General features: G+C 37.8%; 22 protein-coding genes. 6 read left to right on the forward strand and 16 right to left on the reverse strand.

Annotated elements, in window-relative coordinates:
- Window positions 1-38: 38 nt before the first annotated feature.
- The 4 genes from uvrB to FEDK69T_RS09430 all read left to right on the forward strand — a co-directional run bounded on the left by uvrB (window position 39) and on the right by FEDK69T_RS09430 (window position 5,770).
- Entirely contained in the window at window positions 39-2,027 is a 1,989-nt protein-coding gene (gene uvrB, locus FEDK69T_RS09420) for an excinuclease ABC subunit UvrB (RefSeq protein ID WP_023573929.1), read from the forward strand.
- Between the two features lie 127 nt (window positions 2,028-2,154).
- Window positions 2,155-2,277, forward strand: coding sequence for a hypothetical protein (locus tag FEDK69T_RS16155; RefSeq protein WP_023573930.1), 123 nt, complete (start codon window positions 2,155-2,157; stop codon window positions 2,275-2,277).
- A gap of 150 nt (window positions 2,278-2,427) precedes the next feature.
- Window positions 2,428-4,614: a prolyl oligopeptidase family serine peptidase gene (locus FEDK69T_RS09425; protein ID WP_023573931.1), complete on the forward strand. Its 2,187-nt coding sequence runs from the start codon at window positions 2,428-2,430 to the stop codon at window positions 4,612-4,614.
- A gap of 202 nt (window positions 4,615-4,816) precedes the next feature.
- A complete protein-coding gene (locus FEDK69T_RS09430) occupies window positions 4,817-5,770 on the forward strand; it encodes a hypothetical protein (RefSeq protein ID WP_023573932.1) in 954 nt (317 codons plus the stop codon).
- A gap of 60 nt (window positions 5,771-5,830) precedes the next feature.
- Here the strand turns inward: FEDK69T_RS09430 and FEDK69T_RS09435 are convergent, their stop codons facing one another.
- Window positions 5,831-6,232 (reverse strand): TerB family tellurite resistance protein, encoded by a 402-nt coding sequence (locus FEDK69T_RS09435; RefSeq protein ID WP_023573933.1) that lies wholly within the window; start codon window positions 6,230-6,232, stop codon window positions 5,831-5,833.
- A gap of 80 nt (window positions 6,233-6,312) precedes the next feature.
- Between FEDK69T_RS09435 and FEDK69T_RS09440 the strand changes: the two genes are divergently transcribed.
- The gene (locus FEDK69T_RS09440; protein ID WP_023573934.1) at window positions 6,313-6,774 is read left to right on the forward strand and encodes a DUF1456 family protein; all 462 of its coding nucleotides are present in this window, start codon (window positions 6,313-6,315) and stop codon (window positions 6,772-6,774) included.
- Between the two features lie 70 nt (window positions 6,775-6,844).
- On the opposite strand, the gene FEDK69T_RS09445 is transcribed toward FEDK69T_RS09440, so the two are convergent.
- Window positions 6,845-7,186 carry a hypothetical protein gene (locus tag FEDK69T_RS09445; RefSeq protein WP_035630535.1) on the reverse strand — a complete coding sequence of 114 codons (342 nt, stop codon included), beginning with the start codon at window positions 7,184-7,186 and terminating at the stop codon, window positions 6,845-6,847.
- A gap of 310 nt (window positions 7,187-7,496) precedes the next feature.
- Window positions 7,497-8,690, reverse strand: a complete 1,194-nt coding sequence (gene sucC / locus FEDK69T_RS09450; RefSeq protein ID WP_023573936.1) for an ADP-forming succinate--CoA ligase subunit beta — start codon at window positions 8,688-8,690, stop codon at window positions 7,497-7,499.
- 204 nt (window positions 8,691-8,894) lie between these two features.
- Here sucC and lysA point away from each other — a divergent pair, with 204 nt between their 5' ends.
- The gene (gene lysA / locus FEDK69T_RS09455) at window positions 8,895-10,100 is read left to right on the forward strand and encodes a diaminopimelate decarboxylase (RefSeq protein ID WP_023573937.1); all 1,206 of its coding nucleotides are present in this window, start codon (window positions 8,895-8,897) and stop codon (window positions 10,098-10,100) included.
- Window positions 10,101-10,168: 68 nt separating this feature from the next.
- Here the strand turns inward: lysA and pafA are convergent, their stop codons facing one another.
- From pafA to guaA, 13 genes are all read right to left on the reverse strand, one after another.
- Window positions 10,169-11,782 (reverse strand): alkaline phosphatase PafA, encoded by a 1,614-nt coding sequence (gene pafA, locus FEDK69T_RS09460; protein WP_023573938.1) that lies wholly within the window; start codon window positions 11,780-11,782, stop codon window positions 10,169-10,171.
- 49 nt (window positions 11,783-11,831) lie between these two features.
- The gene (locus tag FEDK69T_RS09465; protein WP_023573939.1) at window positions 11,832-12,239 is read right to left on the reverse strand and encodes a hypothetical protein; all 408 of its coding nucleotides are present in this window, start codon (window positions 12,237-12,239) and stop codon (window positions 11,832-11,834) included.
- Between the two features lie 18 nt (window positions 12,240-12,257).
- Complete coding sequence (locus tag FEDK69T_RS09470) at window positions 12,258-13,199, reverse strand: NAD(P)H-dependent flavin oxidoreductase (protein ID WP_023573940.1); 942 nt, start codon at window positions 13,197-13,199, stop codon at window positions 12,258-12,260.
- Between the two features lie 12 nt (window positions 13,200-13,211).
- Window positions 13,212-14,828: a S8 family serine peptidase gene (locus FEDK69T_RS09475; protein WP_023573941.1), complete on the reverse strand. Its 1,617-nt coding sequence runs from the start codon at window positions 14,826-14,828 to the stop codon at window positions 13,212-13,214.
- A 26-nt stretch (window positions 14,829-14,854) separates the two neighbouring features.
- Window positions 14,855-16,042 carry a tRNA 2-thiouridine(34) synthase MnmA gene (mnmA, locus tag FEDK69T_RS09480; RefSeq protein ID WP_023573942.1) on the reverse strand — a complete coding sequence of 396 codons (1,188 nt, stop codon included), beginning with the start codon at window positions 16,040-16,042 and terminating at the stop codon, window positions 14,855-14,857.
- A gap of 17 nt (window positions 16,043-16,059) precedes the next feature.
- Window positions 16,060-16,797, reverse strand: a complete 738-nt coding sequence (locus FEDK69T_RS09485; protein WP_023573943.1) for a toxin-antitoxin system YwqK family antitoxin — start codon at window positions 16,795-16,797, stop codon at window positions 16,060-16,062.
- A gap of 196 nt (window positions 16,798-16,993) precedes the next feature.
- Window positions 16,994-17,794, reverse strand: coding sequence for a pyrroline-5-carboxylate reductase (gene proC, locus FEDK69T_RS09490; RefSeq protein ID WP_023573944.1), 801 nt, complete (start codon window positions 17,792-17,794; stop codon window positions 16,994-16,996).
- Between the two features lie 80 nt (window positions 17,795-17,874).
- Window positions 17,875-19,761 carry a membrane protein insertase YidC gene (yidC, locus tag FEDK69T_RS09495; protein ID WP_023573945.1) on the reverse strand — a complete coding sequence of 629 codons (1,887 nt, stop codon included), beginning with the start codon at window positions 19,759-19,761 and terminating at the stop codon, window positions 17,875-17,877.
- A gap of 97 nt (window positions 19,762-19,858) precedes the next feature.
- The gene (locus FEDK69T_RS09500) at window positions 19,859-21,475 is read right to left on the reverse strand and encodes a CTP synthase (RefSeq protein ID WP_023573946.1); all 1,617 of its coding nucleotides are present in this window, start codon (window positions 21,473-21,475) and stop codon (window positions 19,859-19,861) included.
- A 262-nt stretch (window positions 21,476-21,737) separates the two neighbouring features.
- Complete coding sequence (locus FEDK69T_RS09505) at window positions 21,738-21,971, reverse strand: DUF3820 family protein (RefSeq protein WP_023573947.1); 234 nt, start codon at window positions 21,969-21,971, stop codon at window positions 21,738-21,740.
- 4 nt (window positions 21,972-21,975) lie between these two features.
- Complete coding sequence (locus tag FEDK69T_RS09510; RefSeq protein WP_035630533.1) at window positions 21,976-22,380, reverse strand: OsmC family protein; 405 nt, start codon at window positions 22,378-22,380, stop codon at window positions 21,976-21,978.
- Window positions 22,380-24,350 carry a LysM peptidoglycan-binding domain-containing protein gene (locus FEDK69T_RS09515; RefSeq protein WP_023573949.1) on the reverse strand — a complete coding sequence of 657 codons (1,971 nt, stop codon included), beginning with the start codon at window positions 24,348-24,350 and terminating at the stop codon, window positions 22,380-22,382. The genes FEDK69T_RS09510 and FEDK69T_RS09515 overlap by 1 nt, the downstream gene beginning before the upstream one ends.
- Window positions 24,351-24,427: 77 nt before the next feature.
- The gene (guaA, locus tag FEDK69T_RS09520; RefSeq protein WP_023573950.1) at window positions 24,428-25,957 is read right to left on the reverse strand and encodes a glutamine-hydrolyzing GMP synthase; all 1,530 of its coding nucleotides are present in this window, start codon (window positions 25,955-25,957) and stop codon (window positions 24,428-24,430) included.
- Between the last annotated feature and the right edge of the window lie 91 nt (window positions 25,958-26,048).

The raw sequence follows: 26,048 nt of genomic DNA on the forward strand, positions 1-26,048 counted from the left end.
ATCTTTGCAGTACATCCTCAAACAGGAACGTATTAAAAATGAAATTCCAAGTTGTTTCCGAATTTGCTCCGATGGGAGACCAGCCGCAAGCCATTGATAAATTAGCCAAAGGGCTTATTAATGGCGAAAAATACCAAACGCTGCTTGGAGTTACCGGATCCGGAAAAACATTTTCAGTTGCCAATGTAATTCAGGAAGTGCAACGCCCTACATTGGTTCTGGCTCACAACAAAACACTCGCAGCGCAGTTGTATTCGGAATTCAAACAATTCTTTCCGAACAACTCTGTGCAGTACTTTGTTTCTTATTATGATTACTATCAGCCCGAAGCCTTTATTCCGGTAACGGGAACCTATATCGAGAAAGATTTATCCATCAACGACGAACTGGAAAAACTCCGTTTAAGCACCACCTCTGCCCTGCTTTCAGGCCGTAGAGATGTACTGGTAGTGGCTTCCGTTTCGTGTTTGTATGGTATCGGAAATCCTGTGGAATTTCAGAAAAACGTGATTTCCCTAGATAAAAACCAAGTGATTTCACGCACCAAATTACTGCATCGCCTGGTGCAGAGTTTATATTCCAGAACCGAAGCCGAATTTACTCCCGGCACGTTCCGGATTAAAGGAGATACCGTGGATATTTTCCCGAGTTATGGTGATGAACCATTCCGAATTCACTTTTTCGGGGATGAAATTGAAGAAATTGAAGCTTTCGATTCCAAAACATCACAGGTTATTGAGAAATATGAGAAGCTCACGATTTATCCTGCCAACATGTTCGTAACCTCTCCTGATGTATTGCAGAATGCGATTTGGGAAATTCAGCAGGATCTGGTAAAACAGGTAGACTATTTCAAGGAAATCGGCAAACATCTCGAAGCAAAACGTCTTGAAGAACGTACCAATTTCGACCTGGAAATGATTCGTGAATTAGGCTATTGCTCCGGAATCGAAAATTACTCAAGATACTTAGACGGAAGACAGCCCGGAACGAGACCTTTCTGTTTACTGGATTATTTCCCGGACGATTATCTGATGGTTATTGATGAAAGCCACGTAACCATTTCCCAGGTTCATGCCATGTACGGCGGTGACCGAAGTCGAAAAGAAAATCTGGTGGAATACGGTTTCCGATTACCCGCAGCGATGGATAACCGTCCGCTCAAGTTTGAAGAATTCGAAGCACTTCAAAATCAGGTAATTTATGTATCGGCCACTCCGGCAGATTACGAATTGCAGAAATCGGAAGGCATTTATGTGGAACAGGTTATCCGTCCGACAGGGCTTCTTGACCCGATTATAGAAATTCGTCCGAGTTTAAACCAGATTGATGATTTAATCGAAGAAATACAGTTACGATGCGAAGCCGACGAGCGTGTTTTGGTAACCACTTTAACCAAACGCATGGCGGAAGAACTGACCAAATATTTAGCGAAAGTTTCTATTCGTTGCCGATACATTCACAGTGATGTGGATACTTTGGAACGAGTGGAAATCATGCAGGACTTACGTAAAGGTCTGTTTGATGTACTGATTGGGGTAAACCTACTCCGTGAAGGATTGGATTTACCGGAAGTGTCCTTGGTTGCCATTTTGGATGCCGACAAAGAAGGGTTCCTGCGAAGTCATCGTTCGCTGACACAAACCGTAGGCCGTGCGGCACGTAACGTAAACGGAAAGGCCATCATGTATGCTGATAAAATCACGGCATCGATGCAAAAAACCATTGACGAAACCAACTACCGCCGAACCAAACAGATGAATTACAACAAGAAGAACAACATGGTTCCTCAAGCACTGAAAAAAAGTTTGGGCAATGTTTTGGCGGGTAATTCGGTTTCCACTCAATACTTTGAAGACAAGGCCCTTAAAGCAGCCGAGCCGGAAAGCCTCTATTTGTCAAAACCCGAAATCGAAAAAAAAATACGCGAACTTCGCAAATCCATGGAAAAAGCAGCCAAGGAACTCGACTTTATGCAGGCGGCTAAATTAAGGGATGAAATAAAACTATTACAAGATAAATTGTAATGTTTTTTCGGTTATCCAAAAACTATCCCTCGCACTTCACAATTGCATCAGCCACTGTGGAAAACGTCCGAAACCAAACATTACAAAACGTGGTAAATGGCGTTCCCAATCTTTTGAAAAACTGACTATGTCAGAAAACACTAGTAAGGGAACTTTGCATCTGACCCAAAATGAGAGTTCCAATACCAATATCAGCAGTCCCGAAAAAGTCAATCATAGCAATTTATACCTTTTAACGATTCCGAAGTAAAACAAATAAACAACTTGTGGTATTTTATGTTGTTTGACTGATTTTTTAAAGTTTTGTCGGCTTTTTAACATTTTAAACTAATTAATCTATAGGCGTTAGTATATTTATAAACTAACAACAATCTAGTTTATCATCTTAAACCAACCCTCCATGAAAAAAAGTTATCTTCTCACCTTTGGATTGACATTAAGCGCAATCCTTCCTTCACAGGCACAATTAAAACCGCAATCAGCACCCGAAAAAGTTGTAACAGACGAATATTTTGGCGTTAAACTTGAAGATCCGTATCGTTATCTTGAAAACCTAAGTGATCCGAAAGTAGTGGAATGGATGAAATCCAACGCCAATTATGCAAGAACAAAAATCGATCAGATTTCTGAACGGCAAAAACTCATTGCAAAACTGAATGAACTTGACAAACGAAAAGAAAGTGTTATTTCCAATTTACAAATCACAGAAAATGACAACTACTTTTATTTAAAAAGAAAAGCCAACGAAGAAAATGGAAAATTATACCATCGACTTGGATATAAAGGCACTGAAAAATTACTTTTTGATCCTGAAACTTATAAAAAATCGGACGGATTAAATTATAGTATCAGTTCCATTACTCCTAATGAAAAAGGAGATAAAGTTGCTTTTGAAATTGCGCCAAGCGGTTCTGAGAGTGCCGAACTGTTAATTATAAACATAAACGGAAAATTGTATCCGGAAGTTTACAACAGATGCTGGTTCAGTTCGCCCTCCTGGCTTCCTGACGGCAATTCATTTACATACAGCAGATTAAACTCTTCTGATGTAACTGATGTAAATCGCTTATTAAATTCGAAAGCATTTTATCATAAACTAGGTGATGATCCTAAAAAAGATGTGGAATTCTTTTCTAACAGCACCAATCCGGAACTCAATATCGGTCCTGAAGAATTTCCGATCAACTTCTACCATAAAAATTCAAACAAAAATTATGGTCTTGTTGTTACCGTAGACAAAAGACTTAAATTATACACCTCCGACTACAAAAATGACTTCAGTCCTACCAAATGGACTACTTTAGTTGATAAAAAAGATGAAGTCGTAAATTTAGCTGTTGACAAAGAATTTATTTATTATCAGACTTTTAAAAATGCTTCCAATTACAAGATTATTAAAGTTCCCATCGCAAACCCTAACATCGAAAATGCGGTCACTGTAATTGAAGAACCTAAAAACGGAAACATTACAACTTTTACCGTTACAAAAGACGGACTTTATTATTCCGTAACGGAAAATGGTGTTCAGGCCAAAGTATATTTTCTGCCTAAGGGAAAATCTGTTCCTACAGAGTTGAAATTACCATTTGAGGCAGGGTCGGCAAGCTTAGCAGCTATTAATGAAAACAAGGGTGATATTTGGGTAACAATTTCAGGTTGGACCTCCCCAACAAAACGCTACCTGTACAACCCAGCAACCAATTCGTTTGCATTTCAACCGCTAACGAAACAAATTGAATATCCCGAATTTAAAAATATGGTTTCCAAAGAGGTAATGGTGCCGTCACATGATGGAACAATGATACCGGTTTCAATTATCTATAATAAAAACATGAAACTTAATGGAAACAACCCTGTTCTTATGATGGGATACGGAGCTTATGGGATGTCATTACAACCTTGGTTTAGCCCTGGATTTATATTATCGTATTGTGCTTATGACGGTATTTTTGTGATTCCGCACGTAAGAGGTGGCGGTGAATTAGGTGATGCATGGCACAAATCCGGTCAGAAAACAACAAAACCCAATACCTGGAAAGATTTTATTGCATCTGCAGAATATTTAATTCGGGAAAAATATACTTCTACCAACAGAATTGCCATATTAGGAGGAAGTGCAGGCGGAATATTGATTGGCCGCGCATTAACAGAGCGTCCTGATTTATTTGCTGCTGCTATTCCGGAAGTCGGGTGTCTGAATACAGTAAGAGCCGAGAATTCTCCTAACGGACCAGGTAATGTTCCAGAATTTGGGTCAGTAAAAAATGAAGAAGAGTTTAAAGCGCTGTTGGAAATGGATTCATTTCATCATGTAAAAAAAGGAACTGCTTATCCGGCGACCTTAATTACAGCAGGAATGAATGATCCAAGAGTTATTGCCTGGGAACCTTCAAAGTTTGCGGCACGATTACAAAATGCTAATTCATCGGATAAACCAATCCTTTTCCTGACCGATTTTGAAGCAGGACACGGTATGGGAGACAGTAAAACGAAAGCTTTTGAAAGTATCGGAGACATTATGAGTTTCGCGTATCAACATACCGGACATCCTAAATTCCAGCCTTCCGAAAAGTTACAGAGTCATTAATTCTGCTGTAATTCAAAAAAAAAGAGCAATTTTTCCGGCTCAATCATTTGGTTTGGTGATTGGGCCATTGCTCTTAATGTTCTTTTGACGAAATAAAACCATTATGATGTAAATTGTTATATTTTTTTTACGTTTCTTTTCCTATTAATTTTAAGAGTTAAATATTTTCTTACTTTTACGAAAAATAATTCTTAAAACAGTAATGATTAGAAAAACATTAGGACTTTTATGCTTAGCACTTTCTGCAGTGCTTTTCTCCTGCTCGAGCGACGACAGCAACGGCAACATAAACAATAATTCAAACAATAACCCAAACAACGACCCTACTACATCGTTCGTTGCTGCTACGATTGACGGACAATCCTGGAGTTCCAATACCGATGGAGTATATGCTCAAATAGACAATTATGATGTGGGAGAAACACACAGTCACGAACTTGCAATTACCGGTACGAATACGAATCAATCCCATATAACCATTATATTACCAGTTGAAAATCTAGCCGAGGGAACTTTCTCCTCTACAGATGAAGATTTTCACGGAATGCTTTTTTACACAAATTCTAATAGTAACAATTATATAAGCACATTGAGCGGAAGCTCCCTCACACTAACAATTTCAAATCTAAACCTTATTACGGGAACAATTTCAGGAACTTTTTCCGGAACCCTTGTTGATATGAATGGTAACAGTATTACTATAGCAAACGGTGTATTCAATATTGTTACAATCTATACTTCCACAATATTTTCCAATGGTACGATGAGCCTATCTAAAAACGGAGGCGACTTATTTACAATGGACAGCTCTCCTGAGGATGGCAAATATTTATTTATTTCTCAGCACTCAGAAGTAAATCATATTTCAATCCATGGCAACTATACAAATATGTCGTCTGAAATGGAGACATGCACCATCTTATTTCCTAAAAATGTTGTACCAGGAACTTATGATTTGATGACAGAATTAAATTTTGGTGCCGAAATAAGTTCACATGAAAATGAAGCACAATATCATTTAACAAACGGAAATATTACGATTTCTTCACACAACGGAAATAATGTAGTTGGGACGTTCAGTTTTACTTTTTCAAACGGGACAAATACCGTCACAATTTCAAACGGAAGTTTTAACATTACACATATTAATCTGTAGAGAAATAAATTAAAAAGGAGTTACAATTGTAACTCCTTGTTTTTATCTAAAGCTCCTAATTTAATTATGCTGTAACTCAAAAGAAAAGAGCAGTTTTTCCGGTTCAATCATTTGGTTTGGTGATTGGGCCATTGCTCTTAAAGTCTTTTTGATTCCCATAGGATTCAATCCCATATTTATACCTATTTCATTAATGGCCTGTATTTCTCTTTCATGCAGGATACCATCGGAATGCATCAATAAAGCCAGACGATAAAATTGCATAATACGATGATGCTCATCTTTAATCACTTTTACAGAGTCACGCTTCCCAAATAATTCAAGAAAAACCTCTTTCTTAATCCCGAGTTCCTTAGCTACAATCCACAGAAAATCATATTCTCGGTCATGCAATTCACCATCAACCACTGCAAAAGCAATCATTTCGGAAATAAGGCTTATTTTTTCATCGTAAGTATCCATTGTGACTTTATTTTTTGCGAAGTTATAACAAAATCTCATTTCTTAAAACTGTATCTTTGTCGAACTTATACTTAAGACTTATGACAAACAACGATATATTCAAAAAACTAAGGGTAGCGCTGCAATTGAGAGACGACCAAATTGTTTCCATTCTGGAATTGGTGGATTTCCGAATTTCAAAAGGCGAAATCGGGAATTTTTTCCGCAATGAAGACCATCCGAAATACATGGAATGCGGCGACCAGGTTTTACGCAATTTCCTGAATGCTTTAATCATCCACTTACGCGGAACAAAGGATAGTCCTAAAAATCCCTTAGACGTAATAAAAAGTCATAAAAACGACGCACCAAAAACAGAAGAAGGACGAAGAACTGACGACAAACCTAAATTTTCTAGCGAAAAACCGAAAAATACAGGCAGCAAACCAAAATCGAAAACCGATTTTAAAAAGCCTGCATCCAAAGGCAAACCCGCTCCGAAAAAAGAACCAATCGTTGAGAGAGTGAAATTTACCCTAGGAAAGAAAAAAGACAACAAGTAATTCTTTTTTAGCATATAAAACAAAAATCCCAGGCTTTCACCTGGGATTTTCAATTCAGAAAATTTGCAATTTATTCCGGTTTAAAAGTCACATAAAAGGAATATTCACTGCCTTGTTTTAACTGACCTGCATCGATCTTTTTGTAATTCAGTTTCTGTGAAATGAATCTTTTAATCACATCGTTATCTGTTCCTACATTTAATACAACGATTTCGTCATTAGAATTAATCTTAACCTGTACTTTTACTACTACCTCTTTTTCAAGTTCCACGTCGAATTTAGTTGTCTCTAACAACTTAACCACTTTTTTTACAGCTTTTGGTAAATCTACTGTTGCATTAGAATTGTTAGCCGAAACAAATGTTGTATTCATAAAAAGCACAACAATAAACAATCCGATTAATTTTTTCATTTTTTTTGATTTTTTTGATTTGATTACAGTTCAAAATTACACAAACCAAACCGCCAAAATAACTAGTTTCCAATAGCTTAACCATCATTTAAAACAGGTTTCAACACTATCATTCATTCTTTAAGGAATACACTATGAAATACCACTTTATTTCGATGAACGAGCAAAATGATGTTAAAAATCAAATACCGCACATCACATTAACTTAAAATTCAAAAGGCTGATTACAATAAGTTTACATTGGTATAACAAAAAAGGCCTTAACAAATTGCTAAGGCCTTTTTTATATAAGTCTAAAACGTTCTGACAATTAGCTTAAAGCAGCTTTTACCTGGTCAGCAGCTTCTTGGAACTGAACTGCAGATAAAATTGGCATACCTGAATTATCGATTAATTCTTTAGCGATTTCAGCGTTAGTTCCTTGTAAACGAACGATGATTGGCACCTTGATATCGTCTCCCATGTTTTTGTAAGCATCAACTACACCTTGCGCTACACGGTCACAACGAACGATACCACCAAAGATGTTAATTAAGATAGCTTTTACGTTAGGATCTTTTAAGATAATACGGAAAGCTACTTCTACACGTTTTGCGTCAGCAGTTCCTCCTACGTCAAGGAAGTTAGCCGGTTCGAAACCTGCATATTTGATTAAGTCCATAGTCGCCATAGCCAAACCTGCACCGTTAACCATACATCCTACTGTACCGTCAAGGTCTACATAGTTTAATCCAGCCTCTTTAGCTTCTACTTCGATTGGACGCTCTTCTGTGATGTCACGCATGTCAGCTAAATCAACATGACGGTATAAAGCGTTGTCATCTAAAGATACTTTAGCATCAACAGCCATGATTTTGTTGTCTGAAGTTTTCAACACAGGGTTGATTTCGAACATAGAAGAATCAGAACCGATGTATGCTTTGTATAACGCATCAACGAATTTGATCATCTCTTTGAATGCATCACCTGACAATCCTAAGTTGAAAGCAATTCTTCTTGCCTGGAAACCTTGTAATCCTACAGCAGGATCGATTTCTTCGTTAAAGATTAAGTGTGGAGTGTGCTCAGCTACTTCTTCGATATCCATTCCACCTTCAGTAGAATACATGATCATGTTACGGCCTGTACCACGGTTTAATAAAACCGACATGTAAAACTCTTTAGTTTCACTCTCACCCGGATAGTAAACATCTTCTGCCACTAATACCTTGTGAACTCTCTTTCCGGTTGGAGGAGTTTGAGGAGTAATTAAATCCATACCTATAATCTGACCAGCGATTTCTTTAACCTGATCTAAATTTTTAGCCAATTTAACTCCACCACCTTTTCCACGACCACCCGCGTGAATCTGAGCTTTGATTACATGCCAACCTGTACCGGTTTCGTCTGTAAGTTGCTTAGCTTTTAGAACCGCTTCTTCAGCGTTATTCGCAACATAACCACGTTGTATACGTACGCCGTAGCTTGCTAATATTTGTTTCCCTTGATATTCGTGTAAGTTCATAATATAGATGTTTCTTATAAAATAAAAGTGCCACAAAAATAACAAAGTATATTGAATGTGCCTAATGTTTTTTTGATTTATAACAGAACATGCCTCACAAAAATTATAACACATAGAACAATAATACAACATTCTGTTAAAATTCAATTATCAGCAGTTCTAAGTCAAAAATGTTTACTATTTTTACGAAAAATTTAATCAAAAATGGAATCTAATCAATTACTTTCAGTAGCAGAAGAATTTGGGTGTCCACTATATGTGTATGATGCCGCGAAAATTCAATCACAGTACAACCGTTTAACCAATGCTTTTTCCAAGGTGGAAAGACTACGCATTAATTATGCATGTAAGGCATTGTCAAACCTATCTGTTCTAAAGCTACTGAAGAAGATCGGTTCCGGACTTGATACTGTTTCCATCCAGGAAGTAAAACTGGGATTACATGCCGGTTTTTCTCCGGAAATGATAATCTATACACCAAATGGCGTTTCTTTGGATGAAATTGAAGAAGCAGCTTCTTTAGGGGTACAAATCAACATTGATAACCTTTCTATCTTAGAACAGTTCGGTGCAAAACATCCTAACGTACCAGTTTGCATCCGTATCAATCCGCACGTAATGGCGGGCGGAAACTCGAATATTTCTGTAGGTCACATCGACAGTAAATTCGGTATTTCTATCCACCAGTTACCGCATATTTTGAGAATTGTAGAGAACACAAAAATGCATATCAACGGAATCCACATGCATACTGGTTCCGATATTTTAGACATCGAAGTGTTCTTGTATGCAGCCGAAATTTTATTTGAAACCGCTAAGAATTTCAAACAATTGGATTTTCTTGATTTCGGAAGCGGATTCAAAGTCCCTTACAAAAAAGGCGATATCGAAACCAACGTGGAGGAAATGGGTAAAAAATTAACCAAACGCTTTTTGGCTTTCGAAAAAGAATACGGACGCGAATTGACTTTAGCTTTTGAGCCTGGTAAATTCCTTGTGAGTGAAGCGGGTTATTTCCTGGCTAAAGTAAATGTGGTAAAACAAACTACTTCTACTGTTTTCGCCGGAGTTGATAGTGGATTTAACCACTTAATCCGTCCAATGTTATACGGATCAGAGCATCATATAGATAACATTTCACATCCAAAAGGAAAAGAGCGTTTCTACTCTGTAGTGGGTTATATCTGTGAAACAGACACTTTTGCAACCAACAGAAAAATCACTGAAATTAAAGAAGGTGATATTTTAAGTTTCCGAAATGCAGGGGCTTATTGTTTCTCCATGTCGTCCAACTACAATTCTCGTTTCAAACCTGCAGAAGTACTTTGGAATGATGGCAAAGCACATTTAATCCGTCAGCGCGAAACGTTTGATGATATTTTAAGAAATCAGATTGAGGTTGAAATCTAATTGAAACCAAAATTCATTCTGTTATAACTATGAAAAAGGGCTGTTTTAAATTGAAACAGCCCTTTTTTTTATCTTCCTTCCAACACTTCCGTAAGTACTTCCGCTTCCGTTCCGTTCGGGAAGGTAATTTTCAGTTTTTGAGCAACTGTTGGCGCAATCTGCGTTATCGCTTTTTTATCGTGTGACTCCCCTTTTTCAATTCCCCAACCATAGAAAATTGCCGGCACATGAGTATCATAAGTATACGGACTGCCATGTGTTGTTCCGGTAGCGGCATACTCGAGATAAGCCGGTTTAAACAACAGTACCAATTCCCCGTTTTGTACAGGATCATAACCTTTTGCAACAGCATTTAAATAATAATCATTTCCTGAAGAAGCTAGAATTTCTTCTTCCGTAAATACTTTCTTGATGTATTTCTGAGCACACAAATACTCTTTAAACACCTGTTTCACTTTAGACAATTCCAATCCTTTTGACTTAATTAGCTCCTTATTAAAGAAAACGTTATAATTCGAATAATCCAAAAGCAGATTGACTCCAAATGTCTTCGTTGAAAATTCCCCTAATTCAGTTTCGATATTCTTCCACGGAATATTATCCACATCGTACTTATTATCTTTCAGATATTTGACATTTTCCGCTCCGGCATGATCTGCGGTTAAGAAAAGTAAATAATTGCCTTTCCCTACATTTTTATCGAGATAAGCCAGGAATTGGGCAATGGTTTCATCTAAACGCAAATAGGTATCCTGTAATTCTATGGAACGAGGCCCAAGTGTATGCCCTATATAATCCGTTGATGAAAAACTGACCGTCAGGAAATCAGTGATATTGTCTTTCCCCAAACCTTCTCCTGCAATAGCTCTTTCGGCAAATTCTTCCAATAAATCATTACCGAAAGGCGTTGATCGTAATATCCCAGCATCATTATTAGCATACATCTCTTTTAAACTATAAGGAAAAAAAGGTGTTTTTTTAAATAACAAACCTTCATACGGGTTGTTATCGGTTAAGCTCTCATTGTATGATGCTATCGGTTTCAATAAATCCCACCCTTTATCAATGTATTTCTGAAAGTTTTTCTCATTGTTGAATTGCGTAACCCATTCCGGTAAGTTTTCGCCGTAAAAGGTACTCGAAATAAAAGCTCCGGCTTGACTGTACCAGAAAGCTCCATTGGCAAAATGACCTGCCGGCAAAATCGCTCCGCGGTCTTTCAGACTCATTCCGATTACTTTCCCTTTAAAGTTTGTAGCCAATCGCAATTCATCAGTAATAGTCGTCGCCTGAAGGTTTTTAGGAGACATCTTTCCTTCGCTTTCCACTCCGTTGCCGACCGTTTTTACGGAAGCATCATCGGTACAGTACACTATTTTGCCTGCCGCCTTATTGAACCATTCGTTTCCGACAATCCCGTGAGTAGTGGGTGTTGTCCCGGTATAAACTGATGCATGGCCCGGCGCGGTATACGTTGGCATGTAATTATAATGCATGTTGTGAAACGTATAACCGTTATTAATCAATCGCTTAAAACCGTTAGCCGAAAAATCATCTGAAAAACGATATAAATATTCCATTTTCATCTGATCGACCACGATTCCGACAACCAATTTCGGTTTTTGCTGTGCTGATACTACTGAAATCAACCCCAAGGCTGCAAGCTGAAGCAATCTTCTCATATTTCTTTTTTTGGCATAAAAAATCCCGAAAACCGGGACTTTATTTATTTTATTTAACGTATTTCATGTTGTATATCAGAACCCTGCTGTCTTCGTAGATATATAGTTGTTTTACATCGCTTCCTTTTATCGTACGGATGACTAATACACATTTCTCACCGTCAACATTCACACACTGAAAAGTATCTACACTTCCTTCTTCATTGGTTTTCGGATCATCATACCCTAAGATGGTATATAACTGAACTACTTCAGAATACACAACGATCCGATCCTTATTTGTGTCCAAAGTAACAACTATTTTAGCCTCTTTGAAATCAGAATACTCACTCCATTTCCCTTTGGAATTCTTTACACTCATACTCACACCTGATGTTTCGAAACGGTAAGTTTGCGCCGAAGCACTTAGTCCGATAAACAAAAGGAATACTAAACTGATATTTTTTAAAAACTTCATATATTTTTCTTTCAGATTTTACAATAATGATGCTACTTGGCTTCTAGCGATTTCAAATTCAGACATCATATCGTCAACAATTTGTTTTACTGGTTTGATATCATGAATTAAACCGGATATCTGCCCGATTTCCAGTTCGCCTTCTTCCAAATCACCTTCAAACATACCGCGTTTTGCTCTGGCTCGGCCCAGCAATGCTTTTAACTCATCTGTTGTTGGACATTTTGCATATAATTCCTGAACGTCATGATAGAACTTATTTTTAACCAGACGAACCGGAGCCAATTCCTTCAATGTCAAATGAGTTCCCCCTTCTTCAACATCAATAATGGTCTGTTTGAAATTATCGTGCGAAGAGCTTTCAAAAGAAGCAGCAAAACGACTTCCCACCTGAACACCGTCTGCACCTAATACCATGGCCGCCAGCATACCCCTTCCGGTAGCAATTCCTCCGGCGGCAATTAACGGAATCGTGATATTTTCTTTAACCATCGGTATCAAAGTAAGCGTTGTGGTCTCTTCCCTTCCATTGTGGCCTCCAGCTTCAAAACCTTCCGCAACAACGGCATCAACCCCTGCTTCCTGAGCTTTCATAGCAAATTTTGAGCTACTGACTACATGAACAACTGTAATTCCTCTTTCCTTTAAAAAGGACGTCCAGGTTTTTGGATTTCCAGCAGAAGTAAATACTATTTTCACACCTTCTTCCACGATTATATTCATGATTAGTTCAATATCCGGATACAACATTGGAACATTTACACCAAAAGGCTTATCAGTTGCTTTCTGGCATTTCTGAATGTGTTCACGAAGCACTTCCGGATACATTGATCCTGCTCCTAACAATCCTAATCCACCGACATTACTTACCGCGCTGGCTAATTTATAACCACTGTTCCAAATCATTCCACCCTGAACGATTGGGTATTTAATATTAAAAAGTTCTGTTATTCTGTTCATTGTATTAGAGCATTACTTCTTTATCAGTTTACCGGTTTCCGATTTGTGATCAAGAGTAATTTTATAAGTATATATTCCTGCGTTTAAATTATCTATATCGATTGACTGATTGTCTTTTATTTTCTTCTTTAACACCGTTTGCCCGAGAATATTGTACAATGAAATCTCGCAATCGCTTACTAAATGAGTAAAACTTACGATTATTTGATTTTTTGCCGGGTTCGGATAAAGAATAAACTCCTTCTCATAAAATTGCGAATCCGATAATGCATTATTAAAAGCCAGCTTAAAATCGGGAATCCCATAACCATAATTATTATTCGGATTTGTGTAACGATCTGCAGACGCTTTTACCAGCCGAATGATTTCTGCATTGCTTTTACTTGGAAAAGCACTCCAAAATGAAGTCACAGCACCCGCCAAAATAGGCCCGGCAAATGATGTTCCGGCAGCCGAGGCAATAGTCCCATTTTCTGTTGCTACTGTCACATTAATCCCCATAGCCATCAGATCAGGTTTAATTCTACCGTCAAACGTTGGGCCGATAGAACTGAAACCTGTTTTAACTTCCTCACTGTTAACGGCGCCGACAGCTAAATTTGTAGCGGCATCTGCCGGAACACCAATATGAGGGTTTGCTGAGTTTCCTGAGTTTCCCGCCGAAGTAACACAAATCATTCCTTTACTGAAAGCGATGTCGGCAGCTCTCGAAGCAAATGACTTCTGCCCATTCAAATCATTATACGTATAACTGTAAGCTGGATTGTCATATTCAAAATATCCCAAAGAGGTGTTCACTATATCAACTCCAAGGCTATCCGCCATTTCCAACGCTTCAACCCAATAACTTTCTTCTACGGGATTTTCAGAGTCAATATCCTCTGTTATGAATAAATAATATTTTGCATCCGGGGAAGTTCCTACCAATTGATTATCCACAAAACCACCCATATTTGACAACACTTGGGTGCCGTGATGAAAACCCGTATATGGATTATTAGCCCTGTGTACAAAATCGTATCCTCCTAAAATCAAGTTATTATCCCTTAAACGACGAAAAGGCGCTTCGGTATTTACGCCAGGAAAACCTGCATCCATAATGGCAACAATTTTCCCTTCACCTGTATAATTCTGTTGGTGCAACCAATCAGCTTTAAGCATTTGAACCTGTGTTGCAGATGATCCGTAATTATAATTCACCTGAGTATCCATAAACTTGTTAACCTTCTGCGTATTCCGATTTGCAACCGGGGCTATTCTTCCTCCCGGATTCAGTGAGTGATTGGCATACCTGATACTGCTGACAAAACCCAAAGAAGATAAAGCCGCTATATTTGATTGCGTTCCTCTTACATGCACAGCATTCAGCCATTTTGACTTTGCTTTTACTGTGATTCCTGTAGCCGCATCAACCTGATTGACGTAAGGCTGATGAATTGGCACATCCTGAACGTTCAAGGAAATACCCTGAGTAATTCGGCGGTTTATTGCCCTTTGGGAAAGCATATTGAGCGGATTGTCAATATAGGACTGAGCGCTGGGTTTATCACTGAAATAAATCCAGGCATCTTCCTGAGAAAATGACTTTAACGATAACAACAGGACAATAAACAGCAGTTTTTTTTTCATCGTTTGCTTCTTTGGGAAATGCTAATTTATGAAATTACTCCCGAACCAACTAATTCATCCTCAATATGCCACGAAACAAATTGACCTTCCGTTATGGCCGACTGAGGTTCTTCGAAAACCACATACATACCCGTTTCAAATTTGAATAATTTTGCTTTCTGCAACGGCTGACGGTAACGAATTCTGGCCATGATGTCCATAGATTCGCCATTCTTTAATGCTAAATCTTCGCGAATCCAGTGAATTTCAGGATTCTTAACTAATAATGCTTTTTTGAATAAGCCCGGATGATTGGAGCTTTGACCTGTGTAAATCGCATTCGTTTTAACATCTGTAGCAACAATAAACAACGGTTCTTTAGTTCCACCAACATTCAGTCCTTTTCGTTGTCCTATGGTAAAATAATGAGCTCCCTGATGTTTCCCGACTACCTTTCCATATTCTGGCTTGTATTCTATATTTTTAGATTCGTATGCTAATTCTTCTTCCAGTGAATTGAATTCCGGTTTCTCAACGAAATAAATCGGGCTGTCTGCACCAACTTCATAAATCAATCCTTCTTTTGGCTGCAATTGCTGCTGCAAAAACTCAGGCAAACGCACTTTTCCGATGAAACACAATCCCTGAGAGTCTTTCTTTTCAGCAGTTACCAAATCCATTTTCGCGGCAATTTCACGAACTTGTGGTTTAGTCAATTCGCCTATTGGAAATAAAGCTTTTGATAATTGCTCCTGTGATAATTGGCAAAGAAAGTACGACTGATCTTTATTACCATCAATACCTTCCAGAAGCTGATAAATTTCTTTTCCATCAGCCTCGATTGTGCCTTTACGGCAATAATGCCCGGTTGCCACATAATCGGCTCCCAAACTCAGGGCAATTTTCATGAAAACATCAAATTTGATTTCGCGGTTACACAACACATCGGGATTTGGAGTTCTCCCGTTTTCGTATTCGCTGAACATGTAATCAACGATTTTTTCTTTGTATTGCTCGCTTAAATCAACCGTCTGAAACGGAATTCCCAATTTTTCTGCCACCAACAATGCGTCATTGCTATCTTCCAGCCAAGGACATTCATTTGAAATGGTCACTGAATCATCATGCCAGTTCTTCATGAAAAGGCCGATAACCTCATATCCTTGTTCTTTTAAAAGATAAGCAGCGACACTCGAATCTACACCACCGGAAAGCCCTACTACAACACGTTTCATTATCTTATTCCTTTAATTTATTGTCCTTCGTATTTTTCTACAGGTTTAGTTCGTTTTGCGAATTTTTTACCCTGTAAGTCCATATTAACGGTTTTTAGTTTTCCATTTTCAAGCACCTTCCACTTGCCAACTTTCTTTCCGTTTTTAAACATGCCCTGACCGCTTATTTGTGTTTCGGAAAGTCTGAAAGTAGCCATACCTTCATACTGATCGTTTTTAAAATTCGAGTCTTCAAGCACTACTCCATTATCAGCATATTTCTTATACTTTCCTTCTTTCTTGCCGTTCACATAAGTTGCTTCCTCGGCAATTTTTCCGTTAGGAAAATACACTTTGCGAACTCCGTTCATTTTACCGTCAACATAGTTTTCAAGTGTCATGATCTCTTTGGAGTCCAAATGATAGTATTTCCATTCCCCAACGTATGTGTCTTTACCAACAACTTTTCCTTCGCTAACCTTAAACCCTTTCTGATTGTAAAAAGTAGTATAGTGTGAACCGTCATTAGCAGAAAAATCACGGGTGGCAATTACCACCAATTTTACTGTATTATCAAAGTATTTAAAAACACCAACTTCTTTACCGTGGTCAAAAGTACCTTCATAACGTGGATTTTTAGTATCCTCATAAACACCTTTCCATAAGCCGTGGCGTTTTCCGTTCTCGTCCATTTTATTAAAATCCTGACCATAAAAAACTGAACACCATAGTGTCAATAAAAAAACTAAACCTAGATTTTGTTTTATTTTCATCATTTGTTTGTTAAACAATTTTAATTAGTATTTTTTAACTTATCTATCCTAAAAACTCAGATTTGAGAAAAATATTTCAAAAATAATCAAATTAAGTTTTTCAAAAATAATTCGAATCTTATGCATTTATCCTTCTTAGGAGAAAACAATTCAACTACAATTTACATTCCAAACTTCTTGAATTGCATCAAAAGACTCCTTACAAACCCAATTCGAGGGCACGTTTATTAGCTGCCATAACAGCGTTTGCAATAATTTCTTCTGTTGATGAAGCATCAAAAACCTCTAAAGCGCGTTCCGTTGTCCCTCCTTTTGAAGCCACCTTAGTAATCCATTCTTCGTTGGAAAAAGAATTGGCATTTTTCAGATTTATGGATCCAATAAAAGTCTGATTCACTAACAATTCCGCTTCCGATGGTGTGAACCCCAATTGTTCAGCCGCTTTAATCATCGATTTCATGAAATAAAATACATAAGCCGGTCCGCTCCCCGAAACAGCTGTAGCCGCATCTATGAGTTTTTCATTATCCACATAGATTGACTTTCCGGTTGTATTCAAGAGATTCTGAATGATAAACAAATCTTTTCGGTTAATATCAGCCGAGGCCGAAAAAACGGTCATCCCCATTCCGATTTGCGAAACGATATTTGGCATTGAACGAACCACTTTTGACGAAGCCGTCATCTTTTGAATGGTACCGATTGTTACTCCTGCCATTATCGAAAGGACAATTTGATTATCAGTAAGCTTTGATTTCAGTTTTTCGGAAACCGACATAAAATCCTGTGGTTTTACCGCCAGAATAACAATATCCGTTTCGGAAAAAGCATCATTTATTTCTGTATTGAAATTAGTAGCCGGAATACCGAAAGTTTCATTTTCCCCGGGGCAAGATCTATCTACAACGATGATATCTTCCGCTTTAATAAAGCGGGAATTAATGAAACTGCCCGCATAGGTCTTCCCCATGTTTCCATAACCGACAATTGCTATTTTCATTATTTAATAATTAAAAAAGCCCTGATTTTATGAGTACAAACTTTCTAAAAACAGGGCTTTTGGATTATAACTAAATTAAATTATTTTTTGGCTTTTTTCTGAGCTTCCGCCTGCTCCATCATTTCCTGCATTTTCTTTTGGAACTTGCTTTGCGGTTTGTCTTTCGTTTTATTCTCCTGAATTTTAGCATGGATTTTCTTCTCGTCTACAATGTAGTTTTTGATCACTAACATGATACCGATAGTAATGGTGTTTGAAATAAAGTAATACAAACTCAATCCGGATGCATAATTGTTAAAGAAAAATAACATCATGATTGGTGAAACATAAAGCATCACTTTCATAATTTTACCCATATCAGGCATACCTTCCTGTTGTGGAGCCGACATTTGCTGATCACCTGTTGTCATTTTCATGTAGAAGAAAATAGCAATAGAAGCCAGAATCGGGAACAAACTCACGTGACTTCCGTAAAACGGAATATTGAAAGGCAATTCTAAAATAGAATCATAAGACGACAAGTCCTCTGCCCAAAGGAAACTTTTCTGACGCAGGTCAAACATTGATGGGAAGAACTGGAATAAGGCATAGAACACCGGAATCTGCATAACCGCCGGCAAACATCCTGCCATAGGATTCACGCCCGCCTTACCATACAATTTCATGGTTTCCTGTTGCTTTTTCATCGGATCCTTACCGAATTTTTCATTAAGTTCTGCAATTTCCGGACGCAATACTTTCATCTTTGCCTGAGACAAATACGACTTGTACGTTACCGGAGACATTACCAAACGAACCAACATGGTGAAAATTACAATAGCAATTCCGTGTGGTAAGAACCCACTTAAGAATCCGTAAGCCGGAATGAAAACATAACGGTTGATCCAACCGAAAATTCCCCAACCCAAAGGCATTACTTCGTCAAGGTTTTTATCGTAAGAATTCAATATCTTGTAATCAGCCGGTCCGTAGTACCAATTCATGGCATAGTTTAACTCTCCGTTTTTAAATTCCAATGGTAATTTAGCTGCGAAGTTTTTAGTATAAACTGTGTCTTTTTCCTCATCATTAACAAGGTTCTCCGATTTCAACTGAGCGCCTTTAATAGGTGTTTCCGTTAATAAGATAGAAGTAAACAAATCCTGTTTGAAAGCAACATAAGTCAAACCTTCAACAGTTTCTTCATCTAATTTACTTGTCTGGCTTAAGCTATTGTCTTTTCCTTCCTCATACTCGTAACGTACATCCGTATAACGGTTTTCATAAGAAATACTTTTCTCATTACGGTACGCTTTCAACTGCCAGTCTAAATCAAGCGGTTTGGATGTATTGACAACTTCGTTCAATCCTTGTGTACGAATACCAAAATCCATCATATATTCGTTTGGTTTCAACACATACCGGTACTCTAAAAACTGGTTTTCACCTGCTTTTAAACGCATGGTCACCACCTGATTTGCACCTTCTTTAGTAACCGTAGGTTCGAAATACATGTCTTTTGTATTTAAAACACGGTTATCTTTTGTCTGGAACTGAATATTCAGATTGGCATTATTGTCTTTGATAATCTGAACTGGTTTCCCTGAACCCTTATGGAATTGTTCAAAATTATTCACTTTGGCATCAACAATATAACCACCTTTATTAGCGATCTTTAATGTTACCAGTTCGTTTTTGATTTCAGTAACATTGTCTTTCGCAGATGGCAATGCAGCCGAATAAGCAAAAGCCCCTAAAGAGCCCTGCAACGCTTTTACTTTCAATGAATCTGTTTGGGTTGAATCATTAACCACTGCTGCAACAGCCTGCTCTTTGGCTTTTTCTATTTTTTCAGTTTTTGCCTTTTTAGCATCTTCTGCCATTGCTTCTTTCTCTTTGGAGATGTTATTGAACATCATCCAGATCATTAAACCGGCAATTAAAACAAACCCAAAGATGGTTTTAACATCTAATTTTTTTTCTTCCATTTTTAATTTAGCTTTAAGCGTTAGGCTTTAAGCAGTAAGCGATTCGTTAGTCTAAAATTTTTATAATTCGTTACTAAACAAGTCCTAATTCTTGTTTTTAGCAACCAACTTTATTTTTAACTGCAGCAGCCACAAAGTTTACGAACAACGGATGTGGATTTGCCACTGTACTCTTATATTCCGGATGGTATTGTACACCGATGAAGAACGGGTGGCTTTCTAACTCAACAATCTCTACCAAACCGGTATCCGGATTAACTCCTGTTGCTTTCAAACCGGCAGCTTCAAGCTCGTTCAGATACTCTCCGTTGAATTCATAACGATGACGGTGACGCTCTAAAATATCGGTTTTACCATAGATTCTGTGCGCTAATGTATTTTCTTTTAATTGACATTTCCAAGCACCTAAACGCATAGTCCCTCCTTTATCGGTAATGTTTTTCTGCTCTTCCATGATGCTGATTACCGGATGAGCTGTACTTTCGTTCATCTCTGTCGAGTTCGCATCTTTATATCCCAAAACATTTCTTGAATATTCGATTACCGCCATTTGCATTCCCAAACAGATTCCGAAGAACGGAATCTTGTTTTCCCTTGCATAACGAACCGTTTCGATTTTACCTTCGATACCACGGCCTCCAAATCCTGGAGCAACCAAAATACCGTCCAATCCTTTCAATTGGCTTTCCGCTGTTTTGGCATCCAGGTATTCTGAATGGATACTTACTACGTTTACTTTGGTTTCATTTGTAGCACCTGCGTGAATGAACGCTTCCAAAATAGATTTGTATGAATCCTGTAACTCCACATATTTACCAACCAAACCGATATTTACTTCGTGTTTAGGGTTTTTCAGTTTGTGCAGGAACTCATTCCATTGTAATAAATCCGGTAAGTTTTTCTCAGGTAAATCCAGTTTTTTCAATGCAACTTTATCCAATCCTTCTTCCAACATCAGATTTGGAACGTCATAAATGGTTGAAGCGTCGATTGACTGAATAACCGCTTCTTTCTTCACATTACAGAACAACGCTAATTTCTGACGCAAGTCCTGTGATAATTCATGCTCTGTACGACAAACCAAGATATCAGCTTTGATTCCGCTTTCCATCAACGTTTTTACAGAGTGCTGTGTTGGTTTTGTTTTTAACTCACCAGCCGCTGCCAAGTAAGGAATCAATGTTAAGTGAATTACGATTCCGTTGTTTTCACCCAATTCCCACACCAATTGACGTACAGATTCTATATAAGGAAGTGATTCAATATCACCTACAGTTCCACCAATTTCAGTAATCACAATGTCATAATCACCTGATTTACCAAGTAACTGCATACGCTCCTTGATTTCATTGGTGATGTGAGGAACTACCTGAACTGTCTTACCCAAAAACTCTCCACGGCGCTCTTTTTCAATCACAGAAAGATATACTCTTCCAGTGGTAACGTTGTTCGCCTGAGAAGTAGGAACATTCAAAAATCTTTCGTAATGCCCTAAATCCAAATCGGTTTCAGCTCCGTCATCTGTTACATAACATTCACCATGTTCGTATGGATTTAAAGTGCCCGGATCCACATTAAGATACGGATCGAATTTCTGAATAGTTGTTCTGTACCCCCTTGCCTGCAATAATTTTGCTAAAGAAGCCGCAATAATCCCTTTTCCTAAAGAAGAACTCACGCCCCCTGTAACAAAAATATACTTCGTCTGATTCATTGTGTATTGTTTATTGTGTGTTGTGTTGTTGTTTAAAAAAACCTGGCAAAAATACGATTATAATTCGATTATTGAATTGTTGGATTCTTAGATTTTTAGAAAATAACGAATAATTAACTATTCCTGTTAAACATTTAGTCTTCATAGGCATTCTCAGGCTACGAAAAATCTGAATTCTTTAAAAATCCTCAGTATGTAAAACCTAAAACATTAACAAATCAAACTATTTAATCATCTAAGATGTCTGATAAATCCAAGAAGTCTATTTTGGTTTCGGAAAGTTTTTACGGATGTTTCTCACGAGTTCTTCCAACCCGTTAAGCTTGAGCTCATAAACCAATTGCAACTGCTCACCCAACTGTCCTTTCGGAAAGCCTTTATTGTGATACCAAACCACATAATATTCAGGTAGGTCAATAAGAAAATACCCTTCGTATTTTCCGAAGGGCATTTTGGTATGTGCTAATTTTATAAGAAGTTCTTGCTGACTGTCCACTTTATTACTTCCAATTAAAAACAACTTCCTTTTTAATATCCGGATGCAAACTAAATAGAACAGGACAAGTCATCGCTGTCTTTTCCAGAATTGCTTTGGTTTTATCATCAGCAGCAACATTCATTTGAAAGGTTATTTGAATTTCAATGATACGTCTTGGATCGGCCGCCATTATTTTGGTTACCTCGGCCGTCGACCCGGAAAAATCAACTTCCAAATCACGGGCTTTGATTCCCATTACGGTAAACATACAGGTTGCCAAGGCGTTCGCTACGGAATCCGTGGGAGAAAACGCTTCTCCTTTACCGTGATTATCCGTTGGTGCATCAGTAATAATAGTATTTCCGGATTGTATGTGTACCGACGATGTTCTCAAATCACCAAGGTACGTTACTTTTGAAGTTGCCATTATTTCGCTTCTTTTAAAGTTAAATCTTCATCATAATACAACAAGTAAACACCTTTGTTGTAGTAACCTCCGTCGATGTTTGCATAGTTGAATTTACTTTCAATCTGCTCCGAAGCTTTTTCGTTTACCGATTCTTTGTAACCGCCGTCCTGGAACAATCTCAAAATAACATCAAAGGTTACATCAAAACCTCTGGTTGCAAAACGATTAGGAAAGATATTATTTTTCTTTTTGAATACTTTTGCAAAGATTGCAGCCTGTGGTGTTTCATTATCTCTTGACACAGACGGATACAGCAATTTCAACCTTGTTAATTTACTCAACGGAATCTCCTCAAAATCGAGTGTTTCATTTTTCTCTAAAGTCACCAACTGTACCTGATATTCGGAAGTAGCGCTAACCAGAATATTGCAAGTACTCAATACCATTCCGGTTTTTTCGGATTCTAGAATCACATAATTGATCCCATCTTTAACCATCAGGCTTTTGATATTCTCCAAAGTCGGAACACCTTTATCATTGATTTCGGCAATTTTAACTGAAGGGTAATTTTCGGTAATATACTGCTTTGCGCTTCCTTTTTTAGGATCGATAACCGCTATGATATTTCCGTTTTTCTCCATCATGAAATCAAACATTTTACGCTTCACATCCAGTGCATTCGGCATCGCCTGGAATAAATTAGAATAAGGCTTTCCTCTCTCGTTTGATAATGGCGAAATTACCGGAGTATTGTATTTCTCTAACAATGAAGCTGCCGTCTCAACATGATTTTGGAAGAACGGACCTATAACCGCATCGGTTTTAGAAAAATCATTTGCATTGATTACCGATGCAATAGCAGATGAATTTTTGGTCTCTTCCGAATCAAAAATCTTAACCGTAAGCGGTAATCCAAGTGTTTTAGCCGAATCAATCGCAACCAAAGCACCAGCATAAAAATCCAGTGTCATATTCAGGAACTTATCTTTTTTAAGTCGTTCCCTAACCGAATTCACGGAATCTGCTTCGATTTTTTCGATATGGAATGGCAACAAAAGAACCAATTCCTTACTTTCCTGCTTATTGATTGTTTTTGAAATATCGATTTGCTGTTTGTTAGGAGCAATCTGGTTGAACTTTGCATCAGATGGCACTTTAATAACCATGCCTGTTTTAACTCCATTCGCCAATTCAGGATTTACTGCCAACATTTGTTCCTGGCTAATCCCCGCCCCTCTTGTTAAACTGTACAATGTCTCTTTTGGCTGAACGGTATAATCCTTATACTGCACTGTTTGTTTTGGCTGTACAACTGGAGTATTTGCAACAACAGGTGTATTTTTGTTAAGACGCAATTTTTGCCCAATTTCCAGATTTTCTTTTATTTCCGGATTTAAAGATTCCAGTTCCTCAACAGACAAACCATTTTTTTTAGCGATTCCGAATTTGGTTTCTTTCGGTTCTACGGTATGGTATTTAGCAACTGCTACTGTAGCGGTCTTAACTGATACAGATGCTGTCTTAGCTTTTTCAGGTTTTTCGATTTTCTTCGTGGTAAAAACCACAATCGTTTGCCCTATTTTCAACCCTTCCTTTTCAACGTCAGGATTGTTTTTAGTAATTGATTCTACTGTAGTATCATATTTCTGCGCTATACTGAAAACAGTTTCTTTCGCTTCCACAACATGATAGACACGTGTTTCTTTGCCTGTTGGCTTTGGAGTTTCTTTAACAACCAGTTTCGTAATCTCTTTTACAGGAGTTTTGGCTGCCTGACCCGCTTTCGTAGGAATTAAAAGTACCGCATTTTCATTTACACCGTTTTTGGCATTCGGATTTAATCGATAAATATCTTCCGGCGCCACATTGTATTTTTTGGCTATCGAATAGGTAGTTTCCCCTTTAGCAACTTTGTGCTCTTTGGTCTGCGAAAATGCAGAAACAGAAACTAATAAAGCAGTAGACAATCCTAAAAAAAAGTGCTTCATATGGTATTTTTTAAAACGAACAAGTCGTCACAAAGTTATAGATTGTAACGACTTAATTCCTATTTTTCTTAATTATTTTATTCCCACTCGATCGTGGCAGGCGGTTTCGAACTGATATCGTATACGACTCTGTTCACCCCTTTTACCTTATTGATAATCTCGTTTGATATCTTCATTAAGAAGTCATACGGTAAGTGTACCCAGTCCGCAGTCATTCCGTCAGTAGATTCTACAGCGCGTAATGCAACCACTTTTTCATAAGTACGCTCATCACCCATTACCCCAACACTGTTTACCGGCAATAAGATTGCGCCTGCCTGCCAAACTTTGTTGTACAAACCATGAGTTTTTAATCCTTCTGTAAAAATATAATCCACTTCCTGAAGAATTCTCACTTTCTCCGGAGTAATATCTCCTAAGATACGGATAGACAATCCCGGTCCAGGGAAAGGGTGTCTTCCCAATAATTCCGGATCGATTCCTAAAGTAGCACCTACTCTACGTACTTCGTCTTTGAACAACATACGCAAAGGTTCTGCAATTTTAAGTTTCATGAAATCCGGTAAACCACCTACGTTGTGATGCGATTTAATAGTTGCAGAAGGTCCTTTTACAGAAACCGATTCAATTACGTCCGGATAAATAGTTCCCTGCGCCAACCATTTTACATCTTCGATAAGATGTGCCTCGTCGTCAAACACTTCGATAAACACACGTCCGATGATTTTTCTTTTTGTTTCCGGATCTTCCACTCCGGCCAATTCAGACAAAAATCGTTCAGAAGCATCAACTCCTTTAACATTTAAGCCCATACCTTTATATTGGTTCAATACGTTTTCGAATTCATTCTTACGCAATAAACCGTTATTTACGAAAATACAATATAAATTCTGTCCGATTGCTTTGTTCAATAATACAGCAGCCACCGTTGAATCTACACCTCCAGAAAGTCCAAGAACTACTTTATCATTCTGGATTTTCTCTTTCATTTCAGCTACGATTTCTTCAACGAATGCATTTGGAGTAAAGTTCTGAGGCACTTCAGCAATCTTAACCAAGAAGTTTTCCAACATTTGTTTTCCGTCTGTTGAATGATAAACCTCCGGGTGGAACTGGATAGCATAAGTAGTCTCACCATCGATACGGTATGCAGCATTTTCAACATCTTTAGTCGATGCTAAACGAACACCATTTGTCGGCATTTGCTTGATAGTATCACTGTGACTCATCCAAACCTGACTGTGAAGATCTACATTATCAAAGAAAAGTTCGTTCTCTTTAATAAACGATAAATTAGCTCTACCATATTCACGGATATTTGAAGGCGCTACTTCCCCACCACTGAAATGAGCCAAATACTGAGCACCATAACAAACTGCCAACAAAGGCAATTTACCGCGAATTTGGGATAAATCAGGATGCGGCGCATCTTCTGCTCTTACAGAAAAAGGACTTCCTGATAAAATTACCGCTTTATAACTTGACAAATCATCCGGGAAATGATTAAAAGGAAAAATTTCGCAGAATATGTTTAATTCGCGAACCCTACGCGCAATAAGCTGAGTGTATTGCGATCCGAAATCTAAAATAAGTACATTGTGTTGCATGTGCAAAAATAGTTATTTCTGTGAAAATGAAAAATTAAAAATTTGAAAGATTTAAGTAATGTAAATTATCCTGAAAAAATGTATTTTCGCA

It is taken from the genome of Flavobacterium enshiense DK69 (genome assembly GCF_000498495.1).
Classification (GTDB): domain Bacteria; phylum Bacteroidota; class Bacteroidia; order Flavobacteriales; family Flavobacteriaceae; genus Flavobacterium; species Flavobacterium enshiense.